15 protein-coding genes and 3 pseudogenes are annotated in these 15,183 nt (G+C 64.4%); 8 read left to right on the top strand and 10 right to left on the bottom strand.

Features of this window, described 5'->3' with window-relative positions:
* Positions 1-50: 50 nt before the first annotated feature.
* The gene (locus AB8Z38_RS36480) at positions 51-1,400 is read right to left on the bottom strand and encodes an 8-oxoguanine deaminase (RefSeq protein ID WP_369722363.1); all 1,350 of its coding nucleotides are present in this window, start codon (positions 1,398-1,400) and stop codon (positions 51-53) included.
* 150 nt (positions 1,401-1,550) lie between these two features.
* Between AB8Z38_RS36480 and AB8Z38_RS36475 the strand changes: the two genes are divergently transcribed.
* On the top strand, positions 1,551-2,378 hold the full coding sequence (locus AB8Z38_RS36475) for an FAD binding domain-containing protein (RefSeq protein WP_369722361.1): 828 nt from the start codon (positions 1,551-1,553) through the stop codon (positions 2,376-2,378).
* Positions 2,375-5,102: pseudogene (locus tag AB8Z38_RS36470) on the top strand (molybdopterin-dependent oxidoreductase). The gene AB8Z38_RS36475 and the pseudogene AB8Z38_RS36470 overlap by 4 nt, the downstream one beginning before the upstream one ends.
* On the opposite strand, the gene uraD reads toward AB8Z38_RS36470, so the two are convergent.
* The 9 genes and pseudogenes from uraD to AB8Z38_RS36425 all read right to left on the bottom strand — a co-directional run.
* Entirely contained in the window at positions 5,099-5,986 is an 888-nt protein-coding gene (gene uraD / locus AB8Z38_RS36465; protein ID WP_369722360.1) for a 2-oxo-4-hydroxy-4-carboxy-5-ureidoimidazoline decarboxylase, read from the bottom strand. The pseudogene AB8Z38_RS36470 and the gene uraD overlap by 4 nt on opposite strands.
* Before the next feature lie 7 nt (positions 5,987-5,993).
* Positions 5,994-6,929 carry an allantoinase PuuE gene (gene puuE, locus AB8Z38_RS36460; RefSeq protein ID WP_369722359.1) on the bottom strand — a complete coding sequence of 312 codons (936 nt, stop codon included), beginning with the start codon at positions 6,927-6,929 and terminating at the stop codon, positions 5,994-5,996.
* Position 6,930: 1 nt separating this feature from the next.
* The gene (locus AB8Z38_RS36455; protein ID WP_369722358.1) at positions 6,931-7,344 is read right to left on the bottom strand and encodes a DUF3830 family protein; all 414 of its coding nucleotides are present in this window, start codon (positions 7,342-7,344) and stop codon (positions 6,931-6,933) included.
* 90 nt (positions 7,345-7,434) lie between these two features.
* Complete coding sequence (locus tag AB8Z38_RS36450) at positions 7,435-7,713, bottom strand: hypothetical protein (protein WP_369722357.1); 279 nt, start codon at positions 7,711-7,713, stop codon at positions 7,435-7,437.
* A gap of 243 nt (positions 7,714-7,956) precedes the next feature.
* Positions 7,957-8,349 (bottom strand): hypothetical protein, encoded by a 393-nt coding sequence (locus AB8Z38_RS36445; protein WP_369722356.1) that lies wholly within the window; start codon positions 8,347-8,349, stop codon positions 7,957-7,959.
* Positions 8,350-8,466: 117 nt separating this feature from the next.
* A complete protein-coding gene (locus AB8Z38_RS36440) occupies positions 8,467-9,807 on the bottom strand; it encodes an alpha/beta hydrolase (RefSeq protein WP_369722354.1) in 1,341 nt (446 codons plus the stop codon).
* A gap of 92 nt (positions 9,808-9,899) precedes the next feature.
* Positions 9,900-11,687 carry a chloride channel protein gene (locus tag AB8Z38_RS36435; RefSeq protein ID WP_369722352.1) on the bottom strand — a complete coding sequence of 596 codons (1,788 nt, stop codon included), beginning with the start codon at positions 11,685-11,687 and terminating at the stop codon, positions 9,900-9,902.
* Between the two features lie 29 nt (positions 11,688-11,716).
* Positions 11,717-11,812 (bottom strand): annotated as a pseudogene (locus tag AB8Z38_RS36430) (class II aldolase); the annotation flags it as partial.
* Positions 11,813-11,970: 158 nt separating this feature from the next.
* Positions 11,971-12,285 (bottom strand): annotated as a pseudogene (locus AB8Z38_RS36425) (MarC family protein); the annotation flags it as partial.
* Here AB8Z38_RS36425 and AB8Z38_RS36420 point away from each other — a divergent pair.
* The 6 genes from AB8Z38_RS36420 to AB8Z38_RS36395 all read left to right on the top strand — a co-directional run bounded on the left by AB8Z38_RS36420 (position 12,233) and on the right by AB8Z38_RS36395 (position 15,178).
* On the top strand, positions 12,233-12,976 hold the full coding sequence (locus tag AB8Z38_RS36420) for a gamma-glutamyl-gamma-aminobutyrate hydrolase family protein (RefSeq protein ID WP_369722351.1): 744 nt from the start codon (positions 12,233-12,235) through the stop codon (positions 12,974-12,976). The pseudogene AB8Z38_RS36425 and the gene AB8Z38_RS36420 sit on opposite strands and share 53 nt — an antisense overlap.
* Positions 12,973-13,269, top strand: coding sequence for a glutamate-cysteine ligase family protein (locus AB8Z38_RS36415; protein ID WP_369722350.1), 297 nt, complete (start codon positions 12,973-12,975; stop codon positions 13,267-13,269). Before AB8Z38_RS36420 ends, AB8Z38_RS36415 begins: the two co-directional genes overlap by 4 nt.
* Positions 13,158-13,538 (top strand): glutamate-cysteine ligase family protein, encoded by a 381-nt coding sequence (locus AB8Z38_RS36410; RefSeq protein WP_369722348.1) that lies wholly within the window; start codon positions 13,158-13,160, stop codon positions 13,536-13,538. Before AB8Z38_RS36415 ends, AB8Z38_RS36410 begins: the two co-directional genes overlap by 112 nt.
* A gap of 60 nt (positions 13,539-13,598) precedes the next feature.
* On the top strand, positions 13,599-13,940 hold the full coding sequence (locus AB8Z38_RS36405) for a hypothetical protein (RefSeq protein WP_369722347.1): 342 nt from the start codon (positions 13,599-13,601) through the stop codon (positions 13,938-13,940).
* 102 nt (positions 13,941-14,042) lie between these two features.
* Positions 14,043-14,609, top strand: a complete 567-nt coding sequence (locus AB8Z38_RS36400; protein WP_369722346.1) for a ferritin-like domain-containing protein — start codon at positions 14,043-14,045, stop codon at positions 14,607-14,609.
* A 185-nt stretch (positions 14,610-14,794) separates the two neighbouring features.
* Positions 14,795-15,178: an Hsp20/alpha crystallin family protein gene (locus tag AB8Z38_RS36395; protein ID WP_369722344.1), complete on the top strand. Its 384-nt coding sequence runs from the start codon at positions 14,795-14,797 to the stop codon at positions 15,176-15,178.
* The last annotated feature ends 5 nt before the right edge of the window (positions 15,179-15,183 follow it).

The raw sequence follows: 15,183 nt of genomic DNA, 5'->3' as shown, positions 1-15,183 counted from the left end.
TGGCCAGAAGCACCCGGCACTTGTGGTCGCCCCCTCTTTTTGTTCCGGTGCTATCCGGCCTGCATCGCTCGCGCCGCGGAACTGTGGCGACGGACGAGATCCGCCACGTCCAGCCCCGGAACGGCGCCGTCGATAACGGCCCATCTTCCCGCCACCATCACCCGGTCGGCCTGATGCGCCCCGCACAGCACCAGCGCGGCCAGCGGATCGCCGTGGCCTGAGAAGCGCAGCTCGTCCAGCTTGAACAGCGCAAGGTCGGCAGCCTTGCCGACGGCGATCTCCCCAAGCTCCGGCCGACCTACGCACGCTGCCGACCCCTTGGTGGCCCAGCGCAATGCGTCCTTGTGGCTGACCTTCCTCACCCCGTAGCGCGCCCGCTGCAGCAGGAAGGCAGAGCGAACCTCCTGCATCAGGTTCGATCCGTCGTTCGACGCCGAGCCGTCCACGCCGATACCGATGCCGACGCCGGCGTCTTCCATGTCGCACACCGGGCAGCAGCCGGAGGCCAGCAGCTGGTTGCTACAGGCGCAATGGCTGATGGTGGTCTTGGCTTTTCCGAGCCGTTTCATCTCGTCGGCATTGAAGAAGATTCCGTGGGCAAGCCAGGTGCGGTCATTGAGCCAGCCGCATTGCTCAAGATAGTCGAGCGGGCGGCAGCCGTACATCTGCTGGCAGAACCTGTTCTCGTCTTCGGTCTCGGCGAGATGGGTATGCAGGCGCACGTCGAGCTTGTCGGCGAGATCGGCGGTGGCGCGCATCAGCGATGTCGTCACCGAAAAGGGCGAGCAAGGTGCGAGAGCGATCTGCACCATCGCGTCCGCTCCGCGCTGATGGTGCTTTGCGACCACCCGCGTGCTGTCGGCGAGAATGGTATCCTCGTCCTGCACGACGCTATCCGGCGGCAGGCCGCCATCACGCTGCGACAGGTTCATCGAGCCGCGCGTCAGCAGCACGCGCATGCCGAGCCGTTTCGCGACCCCGACTTCGATATCGACGGACTGCTCAAGCCCTGCCGGAAATACATAGTGGTGATCCGTCGTCGTGGTGCAGCCCGAGAGCAGCAGCTCGGACATCGCCACGGTGACGCCGAGCTCCAGTGATTCCGGCGTCATCCTCGCCCACACCGGATAGAGCGCCTGAAGCCATGGAAACAGCTCGCGGTCCATCGCCGCCGGCAGCGCGCGCGTCAGCGTCTGGTAGAAATGATGATGCGTGTTGATGAGGCCCGGCAGCACGACATGCTCGCTCGCATCGAACACGGCCGCATCCGCAGTCGCGGGCGCTCCGCCGGCCGGAACAAGCTCGATGATCCGGCCGTCTTTCGCCACGACCCCGCGCTCGGCGCCGCTGGCGAGGATGGCGAGCGGATCCCTGATCCAGATCGGCTTTGCGTCGCTCATGATCCTGCTTCTCCCCACATCGCTGACGACAGGCCTGCAAGGCGGAGGCCAGCCCGAGAGCGATATCGTTACGACTTGTTGTTGCCACTTGGCGCTGGTCTTGCAAGACTTTCCGTAAGCAAATCACTTGGTGGAAGCGTTGGCGCAGCCATGGACTTGAATACCATCACAGCAGTCGCCCATCCGCAAACGCGTGCGCAGCTGCCCGTTTGGACGCCAGGCGATGCTTGGCTCGCGGGCGGCACCTGGCTGTTCTCGGAGCCACAAGTCCACCTGACACGGCTCATCGATCTTACCGATCTGAAATGGCCGGCGTTAACGATGACGGAAAACCACCTCACCATCGCCGCCACCTGCACGATTTCTCAACTTGATGCGCTGGCCTGCCCGGCCGACTGGCTCGCGGCACCACTGATCAGCCAGTGCTGCCGCGCCTTCCTCGCCTCCTTCAAGATCTGGAAGACGGCGACCGTTGGCGGCAATCTCTGCATGTCGCTGCCCGCGGGACCGATGATCTCGCTGATGTCCGCGCTCGACGGCGTCTGCACCATCTGGAAGGCCAGCGGCGGCGAACAGAAGATTTCCGTCGTCGACTTCGTCACCGGTAACCAGCGAAACCGACTGATGTCCGGCGACCTGTTGCGGCAGATCGATATTCCAGTTTCAGCACTGAGGCGACGCTCGGCGTTTCGCCAGATCTCGCTCACGCCGGTCGGCCGCTCTGCGGCGCTTCTGATCGGCAGCCTCGATGCCGCCGGCGCGCAGACGCTGACAATCACCGCATCGACGGTGCGCCCGATCCAACTGTCGTTTCCCGAGCCGCCCGATGCGAGCGCGCTTCGCGCCGCGCTCTCGGAGCAGATCACGGACGATCTGTATCACACCGACATTCACGGCAAGCCGCTCTGGCGCAAGCACATGACGCAGCGGCTCGCCGAGGAGATCCGCGGCGAATTGCTGGGGATTGTTCAGCCATGAGCTTCGAGATCAACGGCAAGCGGTTTTGGCAAGAGCCGCGCGCGGGCCAGTGCCTGCGTACGTTCCTGCGCGAACTCGGCCATTTCGGCGTGAAGAAGGGCTGCGACGCCGGGGATTGCGGCGCCTGTACCGTGCTGCTCGACGGCGAGCCCGTGCACAGCTGCCTCATCCCAGCCTTCCGCGCCGAAGGCCGCACGGTCACCACGATCGAAGGACTTGGCGGAGATAGCGGCGCGCATCCAATGCAGCAGGCCTTCCTCGACGCGCAGGGCTTTCAGTGCGGCTTCTGTACTGCAGGCATGATCCTCACCTCGGCCTCGCTCAACCAGGCGCAACGCACCGATCTTGGCGGAGCGCTGAAGGGCAACATCTGCCGCTGCACCGGCTATCGTTCGATCGAGGACGCGATCCTCGGCAAGACCAATGTCGAGGAGAGCGTCGAGGCCGGCGCAGCGTTCGGCCGCAGTTTGCCGGCACCCGCAGGCCCCGACATCGTGCGCGGCAAGGCGCAGTACACGTTCGACACCGCAATGGACGGTCTGCTGCACATCAAGCTGCTCCGCTCACCGCACGCCCACGCGAAAGTTGTCGGGATCGACAAGTCGGCGGCGCTGGCCGTTCCCGGCGTGCACGCGGTGCTGACGCATGAGGACGCACCGTCGATGCTGTTCTCGACCGCGCGGCATGAGAAGGACTGGATGGACCCGGAAGACACCCGCGTCCTCGACGACGTGGTCCGCTTCATCGGTCAAAAGGTCGCGGCTGTCGTCGCCGAGAGCGAATGCGCCGCCGAGGAGGCGTGCCGGCGGCTAAAAGTCGAGTACGAGGTCCTGCCCGCTCTGGTCGATCCCGAGCAGGCGATGGCGCCGGGTGCGCCCATCATTCATCCCGACCGGACCACCGAGAATCGCGTCGCCGACGCCCGGCGTAACCTCGTCGCGGAGACTCACGGGGAGTTCGGCGATGTCGCGGCCGCGCTCGCCACATCCGCTGTCACCTTTAAGGGCATCTTCCACAGCCATCGCGTGCAGCACGCCGCGCTGGAGACCCATGGCGGCCTGGCCTGGCTCGATGATACTGGCGTGCTCAATGTCCGCTGCTCCACGCAGGTGCCGTTCCTGACCCGGCGCGCGCTGTCGAACATTTTCGCGCTTCCCATGGACAAGGTCCGCGTGTTCTGCGAGCGCGTCGGCGGCGGCTTCGGCGGCAAGCAGGAGATGTTCGTCGAAGACATCCTGACACTCGCTGCACTCAAGACCGGGCGCCCGGTCAAGCTGGAGTTCACGCGCGAGGAGCAGTTCATCGCGACCTCGACGCGGCACCCGATGCGGCTCCACATCAAGGCCGGCGCCGATGCGGACGGCAAGCTCACCGCGCTGCAGCTCGACGTGCTCTCCAACACCGGCGCCTATGGCAATCACGCCGGCTCCGTGATGTTCCACGCGTTGTCTGAGTCCATCAGCGTCTATAATTGCCCGAACAAGAAGGTGGATGGCGTCGCGGTCTACACCAACACGGTGCCCGCGGGCGCGTTTCGCGGCTACGGTCTGCCGCAGACCCTGATCGCAGTGGAGGCCGCGATCGACGAATTGGCGAAGCAGCTTGGCATCAGCCCCTACGACATCCGTCGCCGCAACATCGTCAAGCCCGGGGATCCCATGCTGGCGCCGCCGCCGTCCGAATATCACGACGTGCTTTATGGCTCCTACGGCCTCGACCAGTGCCTCGACCTGGTCGAGCGCGCGATGCAGGCCGACGCGCCGCAGCCAGCCCTGTCGCCGGAGTGGCTGATCGGCGAGGGCGTGGCGCTGACCATGATCGATACGGTGCCGCCGGCCGGCCATTTCGCCGATGCGACGATCGCGTTGCGCGACGATGGCGGCTTCGACCTCACCGTCGGCACCGCGGAGTTCGGCAACGGCACCAGCACCGTGCACCGGCAGATCGCGGCGACGACGTTGGCAACCACGGTTGACAGAATCCGCCTGCGCCAATCCGACACCGCCCATGGTGGCCACGATACCGGCGCCTATGGCAGCGCGGGCACTTTCGTTGCCGGCAAGGCGACGCACGAAGCGGCCATGCAGCTTGCGACCAAATTGCGGACCAGCGCCGCCGGCGCCTGGCTGTGCGATGTGGAAACCTGCGTGCTTGATGGCGACTCGGTGGTGAGCGGCGTGCGGCGGATGCCGTTCGCGGAATTGGCAAAGCTCGCGCGCGAGCAGGGCCAACCGCTCGCAGTCAGCGGCAACTCCAGCGGAACGCCGCGATCGGTCGGCTTCAACGTCCAGGGCTTTCGCGTCGCGGTGAACAAAGCCACCGGCGAGATCAAGATTCTCCAGGAGCGTGCAGGCCGCTGATGCAGGCGTCGTCGCCAATCCCATGCAGTGCCGCGGCCAGGTCGAAGGCGGCGTGGCGCAGGCGCTTGGCGCGGCGCTCTACGAGGAGATGGTGATCGACGCGACCGGCCGCGTCACCAACCCGAAATTCCGCGACTACCACCTGCCGTCGTACGCAGACGTGCCGCGCACCGAAGTGTTCTTCGCCGAAACATCAGACACGATCGGGCCGCTCGGCGCGAAGTCGATGAGCGAGAGCCCGTACAATCCGGTCGCCGCCGCGCTCGCCAACGCGATTGCCGATGCCACCGGCATCCGCTTCACCGCACCGCCCTTCAAGCCGGATCGGTTGTTTCCGGCCCTGCACGATAAGTTCGGATCCTAACTGCCGCGATAGGTCGAATAGCTCCAGGGCGTGACCAGAAGCGGCACGTGATAGTGGCTTTCCGGCTCGCTGATCGCAAAGCGCAGCGGGATCTCGTCCAGGAACGGCGGGTCGGTGAGCTGCACGTTGCGCTCGGCGTAATATCTGGCGACGCTGAATTTGAGCTCGTAACGACCGATCGGCAGCGGCCGGCCGCCGATCAACGGCTGGTCCGTGCGGCCATCCGCGTTGGTCACGGTGCGGGCGATGACGCGGTTCTCGCCGAGAGTGGCGAGCTCGACGAGCTCGACGGCGATGCCCGGCGCCGGCTTGCCGGCGTGATTGTCGAGCACATGTGTCGAGAGCCGGCCATGTACCTTCAGCCTATCCTCGGCGACGACGAGCTGATCGAGCCGCAGAGCCGAGATGCGGCCGATCTCCTCGATCGCGCGGCGCGTCTCGGTCTTGGCGATATTGCGCAACCGCGTTTCGAAATCGCGCAGCACGGAATCCTTGGTGTGACGGCGCACGCAGACGATATAGGGGATGCCGAACTTCTCACGATAGGCATTGTTGACGCGCTCGAATGCGGCGTATTCGGCGTCGGACAGCCGGTCGAGGCCGGCGCTGTTCTGCTCATCGGTCGATTCCGCGGTGAGGCCCGCGGCGCGCTGGGTCTTGTTGGCGAGATCGGGATGCGCCCGGATCAGCGCCAGCTGGAGATCGGGGTCGGCACTCTGGATCGCAGCGATCAGCGCGGCATGCAATTGATGGAGGCCAGCGAACGGCCGCTGTTCGGCGAGCCGGTCGGCGATCCACGGCGAGTATTCGACCACATTGGCAAGCGCGGCGACGAAACTGGCCTTATCCGCGGCGTTGAGATCGGCGAGCGAAATCTGCGACATGATCGGCTCACTCGATCTCGAACGCATCGGTCGCAAGATGCGCGAGTTTGTCGTGCCAGTGCTGTGCGATTTGCAACCGCGTCGGCACCCAAACGCGCTCGTGCTTGCCGATGTAATCCAGAAAACGGATCAGCCCCGCAGCGCGGCCGGGCCGCCCGGCGAGACGGCAATGCAGCCCCACCGACATCATCTTCGGCGCGGTCTCGCCTTCGGCATAGAGCACGTCGAAGGCATCCTTCAGATAGGTGAAGAATTGTTCGCCCTCGGCAAAGCCCTGCGGATTGATGAAACGCATGTCGTTGGCATCAAGCGTATAGGGGATGATCAGCTGCTTGCCGTTCCCGCCCTTGACCCAATAGGGCAGATCGTCGGCATAGGAGTCGCAGAGATAGCGGAAGCCGCCCTCCTCCATCAGGAGACGGTTGGTGTTGATCGAGGAGCGCCCGGTGTACCATCCGAGCGGTCGCGATCCGGTGGCCTCGGTGTGAACGTGGATCGCTTGCGCAATCTCGTCGCGCTCCTGCGCCTCGGTCATATCCTTGTGCTCGATCCATCTCAGGCTATGGCTCGCGATGTCCCAGCCCGCCTCCTTCATCGCCGCGACGATTTCCGGATTGCGCTTCAGCGCAGTCGCGACGCCGAACACGGTGGTCGGCCACTTCCGCTCGCTGAACAGCCGCCACAGCCGCCAGAAGCCGGCGCGCGAGCCATATTCGAACATCGATTCGATGTTGGCATGGCGCTGGCCCGGCCAGGGCTGCGCGCCGAGCACGTCGGACAGGAATGCTTCCGACGCACGGTCGCCGTGCAAAATGTTGTTCTCGCCGCCCTCTTCGAAGTTGATGACGAACTGCACCGCGACCCGCGCATTGTCGGGCCACCGCGGATGCGGCGGGTTACGGCCGTAGCCGCGGAGGTCGCGCGGATAGCGGGCGTCCTGCAAATCAGACTTCCTCGAAGCGGATCGGGAGCGCGCCCTTCCAAAGCACACTCTTGCCGAGCGTCGCCAGATTCTCCAGGCCCGAGGTCAGCGTGATGAAGTGGTTCCCGGCAAGCTGGCCCATCTTGCTTGCGAAATGCACGCCGCCATAGGCGAGCAAAATCTCGGTCTCGCTGATGCCGCCGGGATAGAGGATGATCTGGCCGGGCGCGGGATAGCTGGTGTGGTTCTCGTAGCCGACCCCGAAGTCGAGATCGCCGAGCGGCATCCACACACCCTCGCCACTCCAGCGCACATGGATGATGTGGCTCTCGAACGGCAGCGCCTTGCGGAACGCAGCGACAGTCTTGGGTGCAAGCTGCTCCTCAAAGCGGGCATCGAAGGTGTAGTCGCCGGTGCGGATAACGAGTTTGCTCATCTCATCTCTCTGGATCGGGGGCGGTGGGCCCCACGGGGAACTTTCAAGCAAAGAGCATTCCAGAGCGCTTCGCGCAAGTGGCGCGGCTCATTACCTGCGGTCGTAGGACCAGCCCAGAATGCCGCTACGGCGCACTTCCGGCTCCGGCTCGGCGGCGGGCTGAGGCGCCTCCTTCAGTTCCGCCTGGGGCGGTGGCGCGGGCGGCGCCGGCAGGGTCTCACACCTCATGGAGTAGACCAGCTTGCCATCCGCGGTGCGCCCGATCGGCGCACAGAGGTCGGGATGCGCCGCCGAGGTTTTTGGAGTCAACTTGACCTGCGCCGCGGCCGGCGAGACGATCAGCAGAAGGACCAGCAGATATTTCGACATCATTGTCGCCCAAAGAACCTCAATTGGTCCCATTCAACCGGATTGCGCGGGGCAAGTCCATCGGACCAGCGAGGGCGGTTGCCGAATACTTAGCCGAGATCAAACAATTGGCTCGCCCCATCGTGAGGCTCTGTCGGCACCGGCGGCACGGTAGCATAAGTGGCGGGATGCGTTGGCGTCCCGCCACTGGGTGTCATCACAGGGTACACTCAGCACTCTTCAAGAGTGATCAGCGCGCAACAATCAGTATGGCCTGTAGTAGTGGCGCGGACCACCGCTATAGCCATAACCGGGATCGTAATAGGTGGGCGGGCCGCCATAGTAATAGTTGTTGTCGTAGTATTCCTGGCGCCGGCTCTCCGCGATCGCACCTCCGATCAAACCTGCCGCCAGGCCCATGAAGGCGAAGCCCGCGGCATTCGGCCCGCGTCGATAATAGTGGCGACGTCGGGCCGCGCTGAAATCGGTGACGTCGGATGAGCGCTGGCCCGCCATAGCTATCTTTGCGGGGGGCGTCTCGGGCACCGATGACGCGGCAGCCGAGGGGGACACGGGGGCCGCCGCCAGGGCGAGGCTTGCGAATACAGCCAGCAGGCTACTGCGGCCGATCCTCGAATTCACATGTCTATCACTCATCTTGACGTCCTCTGTTCTTGCCCAAAGTAGAGATATGCAACAGCATGCGATGCGCAAACCGCGGAAATGGTCTCAACCGGCACGGACGGCGGCGCACGCCGTCTCGCTTTCAGACCCTTAGGCGCGGTAGCTCCAATATCTCCTGAGCGCATCGCCCACGGCATCGAGATCAAAGCGCTTGTCCGGCGCGAGTTGCTGCGTGATCAGGTTGAACATGTCGTTGAGGATCGAGCGCTTGTCGCCGAAATAGGAATGGCGCAAGCCGACCAGGCTGGTGTCGACCAGCGATGCATCGATCGTATCGACACCGTCGACGACCAGCAACGCTTCGCCAGCCTCCCCCGCCCTTGGATAGCCGTGCATGAATTTCGACGCCAGCAGCGCGACGTCGCGCGACGAGGCATAGAGCGTGAAGCGCGCAGCGCAACCGTTGAACTTCGCAGCGAGCTGGATGAAGCGGTCGCGATCGATGTCGGGCGCGGCAAAGATAACCTGGCCCAGCTTGGCGGCGCCGGCCGGTAGCTGCCAGGAGGTGACGCGTTCGAGCGTATTGATCACGGCGCGGTTGCCCATGCTGTGGGCGATGACGTGAACCTCACGGGCGCCGATTTCGCTCAGCGCAAGCTGGAGAAACGCCTCAAAATGGTCGCGCGACCATTCGATCGTGCTCTCGTCTACGGTGTACTTCTTCGTATCCGCCGCAGAAGCCCAGCTGTAGAGAAGCGTCCTCCCGGCAAATTTCAGGTCGACGGAGATCTGCGCGGCCCGCCGCGCCGCATCCTCGAACGCGACGTTATAGCCGTGCACGAAGATCAGGACGTCGCGCCCGTCCGCAGCGGCGAGCGAGTCCGCGAGGCTCGTGATGAAGACATCCCGGCCAAGCACTCCGACGCTCTTGAGGATCACATGCCTTGCCGGATCGGCGGTAAATTCAAGATGCCACCAGCTCGGCCCGGTTAGTTCGCCGAGGTCGCGTCCGCGCGTGGGCACGCTGACCTCCGCGATCCCGAATGCAAGCCCGCCACGCTCCCCTCGAAAATAGTTCGCCGGCGTGTCGTCGCCCCGGGCGCGATCGGTGCCGTAGAAAACGGGGATCGTGACGATGCCGGTCGCCTCGTCCGCGCTCGGCCGAACGATCTCCGAGACCAAGGGCGGGGACGCGCGGCCACGGCGGACGACGAATTCCCGGGCGGGAGCCGGTTCCGGCAGGGTGCGCCGAACGAGTTCTGCGGCCGGCTCTTCGGCAAGCAGCCGCTGAACCAGTGCGTCGAGCGCGCGGCGGAGCTCGTTGGGATCATCGCCATCGTTGGCGCGCCCGGCGAGCTCCAACAATTCGTCGCGATAGGGCGGCCATCTGCCGCCGAGCAAATGCTCCATTTGCGGCCCGAGCTCGAGCAAGGCAAGCAACAGGCGAAGCGTGTCGGACATCGCACGGCCCTTGTCGCTGAGGGTGGCCAAATCGGCCGCCCGTTCGTCTCTCTAGCCTAGAGGTTGTGGATGATGCGACAAGGCCGTCGCGCGTGCAAGCCTCGCTTTGCCGGTCCGCCCCTTTACGACAGCGCCCCCAGCACGCCGCGCGTGGCCTTGTCGATCTCCTCGACATAGCGGCGGCGGGCGGTGGTCTCGGTCAGGAAACCGACGACCTTGCGGCTGTCGGTGGAATCCACCACGGCCAGCATCTCGGCCTCCGCTTCGTCGAACACCGCCATGGCCGACTTTACGTTCATTTCCGGGATGAGCACGATGTCCGTCAGGCGCGCGAGCTCGATGACCTGGATCTCGTCGGCGATGCTATCGAGATCGCTGGTGAACAGGTCGGGCAGCAAGACGAGGCCGACATATTCGTCCGCATTGTTGACGATGACGATGCCGGGCCGCGATCCCAGCGGAAATTCGTTCCGGACGGCGGCAATCGTCGTGGTCGACGGCACCTTGCCGACGTCGGAGCGCATCAGCCGCTCGACGGTGAGGTTGCGCAGCCAACCGACATCGTTGGCGCTGCGGATGGTCTCGCCGCGCAGATGCAGGCGCCAGGTCGAGAACGAATGTCCGAACATGAAGCGGACGCAGATCGAGGTGACGATGCAGCCGGCGAGCACCACGGCGGTGACGTCGACATTGCGGGTCATTTCGAGCACGAGGAACGACATGGTCAAGGGACCGCCGACGATGGCGACGCCCAGCGTCGCCATGCCGGTCAGCATCGCGACCAGCGGATCGATCACGAAGTTGGGGCTGATAAGCAGAAGGACGGCGGCAAAGAACTTCCCGATCAGGCTGCCGACGAACAGCGAGGCAAAGAACAGACCGCCGCGAAAGCCGGAAGCGAGCGAGATCAGGCAGGCCGTCACCTTCAGGGCAATGATGATTGCGATCAGCCCGATGGTCATCTCGTGAAACAGATCGAGCACCATGGCGCCGTGGCCGGCCGCGAGCACCTGCGGCGTGACGATGGCAAAGCCGCCGACGACGAGGCCGCCGATCACCGGTCGCAGCCAGACCGGCAACCAGGCGAACAGGCGCTCGAAGGTCGAAGACGAGCGCATCACGGCGATGCCGACGCCGCTGGTGACAAGCGCAAGCCCGATCAGCGCCAGATATTGCTCGATGCCGACCGCGCTCACCTTGGGTATTTCAATGGAGTACGGCGCGCCGCCGAGCCATTGCGCGGTCAGCGCGCCGGCGAGCGAAGCCGCCAGGATCGGCGCGGCGCTGCCGACCGAATAGACGCCGACGATGAGTTCGCAGGCGTAGAAAGCGCCGGTGATCGGCGCGCCGAACGCTGCCGCAATCGCCGCAGCAGCGCCGCAGCCGACGATCAGGCGAAGATCGTTGCGGCGCAGATTGAAGAACTTGCCGAGCAGTGAGGCGATGCCGGAGCCGATCTGGGTGTACCCAGCCTCGAGACCGACCGAGGCGCCACAGCCGTTCGAGATCAGCGTCTGGCTCGACACCACGACGCTGTCGCGCATGGAGAGATTGCCGCCGCGCAGCGCATTGGCCTCGATCGGGTCGACGGCGCTGGATATCTTCAGCCGCCGCCGCCACCATTCCATGATGCCGAGTGCCAACCCGCCGAGCGCGGGTGCAAGCAGCGCCGCCCAAGGACTGACACGTGCGTTGGCGGACAGGCGGACGTCGACGGGAATGCCGTAGATCACCATATGAGCAATCTGCGCGATCTCGGCCATCAGGGTCACGATGGCGCCGGCCAGCGTGCCGATCACCAGCGCCAGCGGGATCAGGTAGAACTCGTTGCTGCGCAACAGCGCACGCAGCCGAACCATGAGGCGGTTGGATCCCTTGCGATCGGCGATATGTCTGATCCGCGCGAACACCGCCTGCCCTAACCTTCCGACATGCCGTAGCCGGCCATGCGCTGGTTGATGCCGAGCGCATTCATGCGGTGGCAGGCGTCGATGATGGCCTGTCTCTTGTCGAGTTCGTCAGCTGTCGTCGACATTCGATTTCCCGGCGATGGGCCTTGTGAGAGCGGGAGTACGTCAAAGCAATATGGCAGCGCAAGAGAAAGCGGACCGGATCGCGCACCCGCATCGGCGGCGGCACCACCAGATCACGAGATATACCGTAAAATCGACAAATTAACAGATTGTCGCAGCCTTATGAGAGGCTTGTCCGGACAGCAGCAATTCCGTTGATTACGAGATGCACGGAATAGGCAGCGAGCAGCATCCCGAGCACGCGCGACAGCACCGCATTGCCGGTGCGCCCGAGCGTGCGCGCGATCAGGCCCGCAGAGACAAAGCAGAGCAGGCACACGAAAACAACGACCAAGATGATGATCGCGAGCCTTGCCCCATAACCGGCATCACCTGTCAGCAGCAGCGTGGTCGCGATCGCGCCGGGGCTGGCCATCATCGGTATGGCCAGCGGAAACACCGCGACATCGGAGGCATGCTCCGAGGTCGTCTTGTTGGTCCAACTTGGATACCACAACAAAATTAAGGTCCGCGGTCGGAAAAAACCCAAGCAGCTCAACATTGAAGCAACCATTCCCGCACACTGCCGTTTCACTCGGCAGCGGCATCAACAGAAGCAGACGAGACAATTGCACGAGCTCCGTCCCAGAATTGATGCGCACGATCCCATTGCCGGCAGCCGCTGGGCGCTTCGATTAGGAACAAACGTCAGAGAACTCAAGGCCGCGATTCATCAAATCGGCAACGCGGCGGATGCCGTGGCCTACGGACTTCAACAGTGGCGGCTCAACTCCTCCCATGGTCAGTGGAAAGCTCGCAGCGGCGCGCCGCAGGTTGGGCTTCTCTCCGATTCAATGATTGCGTGCGGCGAGCTGCTCTCGTCCGTTGCCATGATTTGCGTCAACGCCATCGGCCTGGTCACAGGTGCCGTTCCGCGGGTCCTGCCCGCGGCTCCCGAAGCAGATCTGGAGGCCTATCTCGACGGTCTTGACGGCCTCTTTGTCGGCGGCGGGCAGACCAATGTTCACCCGTCCCGCTATGGCCAAATGGCCGACCAGGCGCTCGACGGCCCGTTTGATGAATTCCGCGACGAGGTCGCTCTTCGCCTGATTCCGCGCGCGCTGGCGCGCGGCATCCCCACCCTGTTCGTCTGCCGCGGACTGCAGGAGCCCAGCAGCAGCGCATGACGCGCAAGCGCCGCTACAGCAAGGTCATCAGCGACCTCGGAATGGTCGGGCTCGGCAATCCCATCAGCGGCCTGCACGTTCACGTCGAGGTGCCCGAGCCAGACCAGCGCGTCGAGATCATGCACCGCCTGGTGCCGTTCCTGCCGCTGCTGCTGGCGCGGTCGACTTCGTCGCCGTTCTGGTGCGGTTACCAACCGGATTGCTGGGCTACCGCAACGCCGCGAACGACGCCCTGCCGCGGACCGGCTTCCCGGAGATGTTTCGCAACCTTGCTGAATACGAGACCTATGTGAGGACATTGGTCGACGCGGGCATCGTTCCCAACGCCACCTATGTCTGGTGGGCGCTGCGGCCTTCGCTCCAGCATCCGACCCTCGAGCTTCGTATCACCGACTGCTGCACGTCGATCGCCGACACGGTGGCGATCGCGGCGGTGTATCGCGCGCTGGTCAGACACGTCGTGCACCACCCGGATCTGAACGCCACCTATTCGGCCGTGCACCGCGCGCTGATCGAGGAAAACCGCTGGCGCGCCCAGCGTTACGGGACGGACGGAACGTAGATCGATCTGGCGTCGTTCGAGCCGGTCTCGTTCAGGAGCTAGCTTGAGGCGGTGATCGCGATGCTTGCGCCCGACATCGCGCATCTCGGCATCGAGGACGATGTTCAGCACCTCAAGGCCATCCCGAAACGCGGCACTTCGGCGCATCTTCAGCTCGAGTATTTCCGGGGCCTGAGAAAGTTCGGCCGCTCGCCGCGTGAGGCGATCGGTGACGGGACGAAGTGGCTGCGCACCTCGACCGAGGCCGGCGATTTCGCCGCCCGGGCCGCCGAGCCGAAGGGCACGCCGTCGGCCGCCCCTGCCAGATCTGGGCTGTTGCAGCCACATGCGTCGAAGCGAGCGTGCGCTTCCGATCGCGTCACAAGAGAACGGCAGGACCAGGAAGACACGACGAACGGTTAGCTGGCCGGCGGCCCTGTTGCAAAATGGGAACCATTGGCCTCGCCAAGTCTTGATCGCCCGAGGGAAGGCCGGGCCTTCCCGTTCACCTCGACAGGAGGATCCATGGCCAAACGAGCAAAGAAACGCACCACAAAGAAGAGCGCAGGACGCCGCACGCGTCAGGCGCCGAAGCTGCTGAGCGACCTGTTTCTGGAAACGCTGAAGGACATCTATTTCGCCGAGAACAAGATCATCAAGACGCTGCCGAAGATGGCCAAGGCCGCGCAGTCGAAGGATCTTGCGGCGGCCTTCAACAAGCACGTGCGCGAGACGCAGGGCCAGGTCAAACGGCTGGACCAGATATTCAAGATGCTGGGCAAGCCGGCCCGCGGCAAGCCCTGCGAAGCGATCAACGGCATCACCGATGAGGGTGCTGAGATCATGAAGGACTTCAAGAACGCCCCTGCCCTCGACGCCGGCCTGCTCGCGGCGGCCCAGGCCGTCGAGCACTACGAGATCTCCCGGTACGGCACTCTGCGCACCTGGGCCGAGGAGCTCGGCATGCCGGACGCCGCAAGGCTGCTCCAGGCAACGCTGGACGAGGAAGAAGCGACCGATCACACCCTGACCGAGCTCGCTACCTCGGTGATCAACCTCGAAGCGGAAGAGGAATACCGCGAAGCGGCCTGAGCCACCGCGCGGCCGAATTGGTTACCAACGGCGCCACGGACACTCCGTGGCGCCGAAACGTCTGATGACAAGGGGCGCCCGCCGGCAGTTGGGTCAGCCATGCTCCAAACGCGCGCTGCTGGATTTCCGGGGAACCATCCCCATATGCCTTTTTTCCAATCGCAGCGCCCTCCCCGAGTTATGCCATGCAACCCAAAAATCCCCTCGACTGGATGCTGTCAGAAGCCCTGGACTCGCTGACCCGCGCCGAACGGATGCGCCAGCAGTTCGGCCGCCAGGAATCCTGCTGGGAGCCTCCGATCGACGTGCTCGAGACCGAGCATGAGCTTTTGATTCTCGTCGCGCTGCCAGGCGTCAATCCCGACAACGTCGAGACGGTGATCCATGACGGCGTGCTCGTGATCTCCGGCCAGCGCACGCTTCCGCCGGAGCTTCGCAATGCCCGCATCCACCGGCTGGAGCTACCGCAGGGGCGTTTTGAGCGCCGCATTGCATTGCCCCTTGGGCGCTACGCCATCAGCCGCTTCGTGATGGACGGCTGCGTCGCACTGCGCCTCGCCAAATCCTGAGGTCG

The organism is Bradyrhizobium sp. LLZ17 (assembly GCF_041200145.1).
GTDB lineage: Bacteria > Pseudomonadota > Alphaproteobacteria > Rhizobiales > Xanthobacteraceae > Bradyrhizobium.
This window is presented reverse-complemented; position numbering and strand designations above follow the sequence as displayed.

What these genes read in the sequence shown, in the direction of transcription:
- AB8Z38_RS36480 (WP_369722363.1), bottom strand. Translation starts at nt 1,400, where the DNA reads ATGAGCGACGCAAAGCCGATCTGGATCAGGGATCCGCTCGCCATCCTC.
- AB8Z38_RS36475 (WP_369722361.1), top strand. Translation starts at nt 1,551, where the DNA reads ATGGACTTGAATACCATCACAGCAGTCGCCCATCCGCAAACGCGTGCG.
- uraD (WP_369722360.1), bottom strand. Translation starts at nt 5,986, where the DNA reads ATGTCGCAGATTTCGCTCGCCGATCTCAACGCCGCGGATAAGGCCAGT.
- AB8Z38_RS36455 (WP_369722358.1), bottom strand. Translation starts at nt 7,344, where the DNA reads ATGAGCAAACTCGTTATCCGCACCGGCGACTACACCTTCGATGCCCGC.
- AB8Z38_RS36450 (WP_369722357.1), bottom strand. Translation starts at nt 7,713, where the DNA reads ATGTCGAAATATCTGCTGGTCCTTCTGCTGATCGTCTCGCCGGCCGCG.
- AB8Z38_RS36445 (WP_369722356.1), bottom strand. Translation starts at nt 8,349, where the DNA reads ATGAGTGATAGACATGTGAATTCGAGGATCGGCCGCAGTAGCCTGCTG.
- AB8Z38_RS36420 (WP_369722351.1), top strand. Translation starts at nt 12,233, where the DNA reads ATGGCCAGCGGAAACACCGCGACATCGGAGGCATGCTCCGAGGTCGTC.
- AB8Z38_RS36415 (WP_369722350.1), top strand. Translation starts at nt 12,973, where the DNA reads ATGACGCGCAAGCGCCGCTACAGCAAGGTCATCAGCGACCTCGGAATG.
- AB8Z38_RS36405 (WP_369722347.1), top strand. Translation starts at nt 13,599, where the DNA reads ATGCTTGCGCCCGACATCGCGCATCTCGGCATCGAGGACGATGTTCAG.
- AB8Z38_RS36400 (WP_369722346.1), top strand. Translation starts at nt 14,043, where the DNA reads ATGGCCAAACGAGCAAAGAAACGCACCACAAAGAAGAGCGCAGGACGC.
- AB8Z38_RS36395 (WP_369722344.1), top strand. Translation starts at nt 14,795, where the DNA reads ATGCAACCCAAAAATCCCCTCGACTGGATGCTGTCAGAAGCCCTGGAC.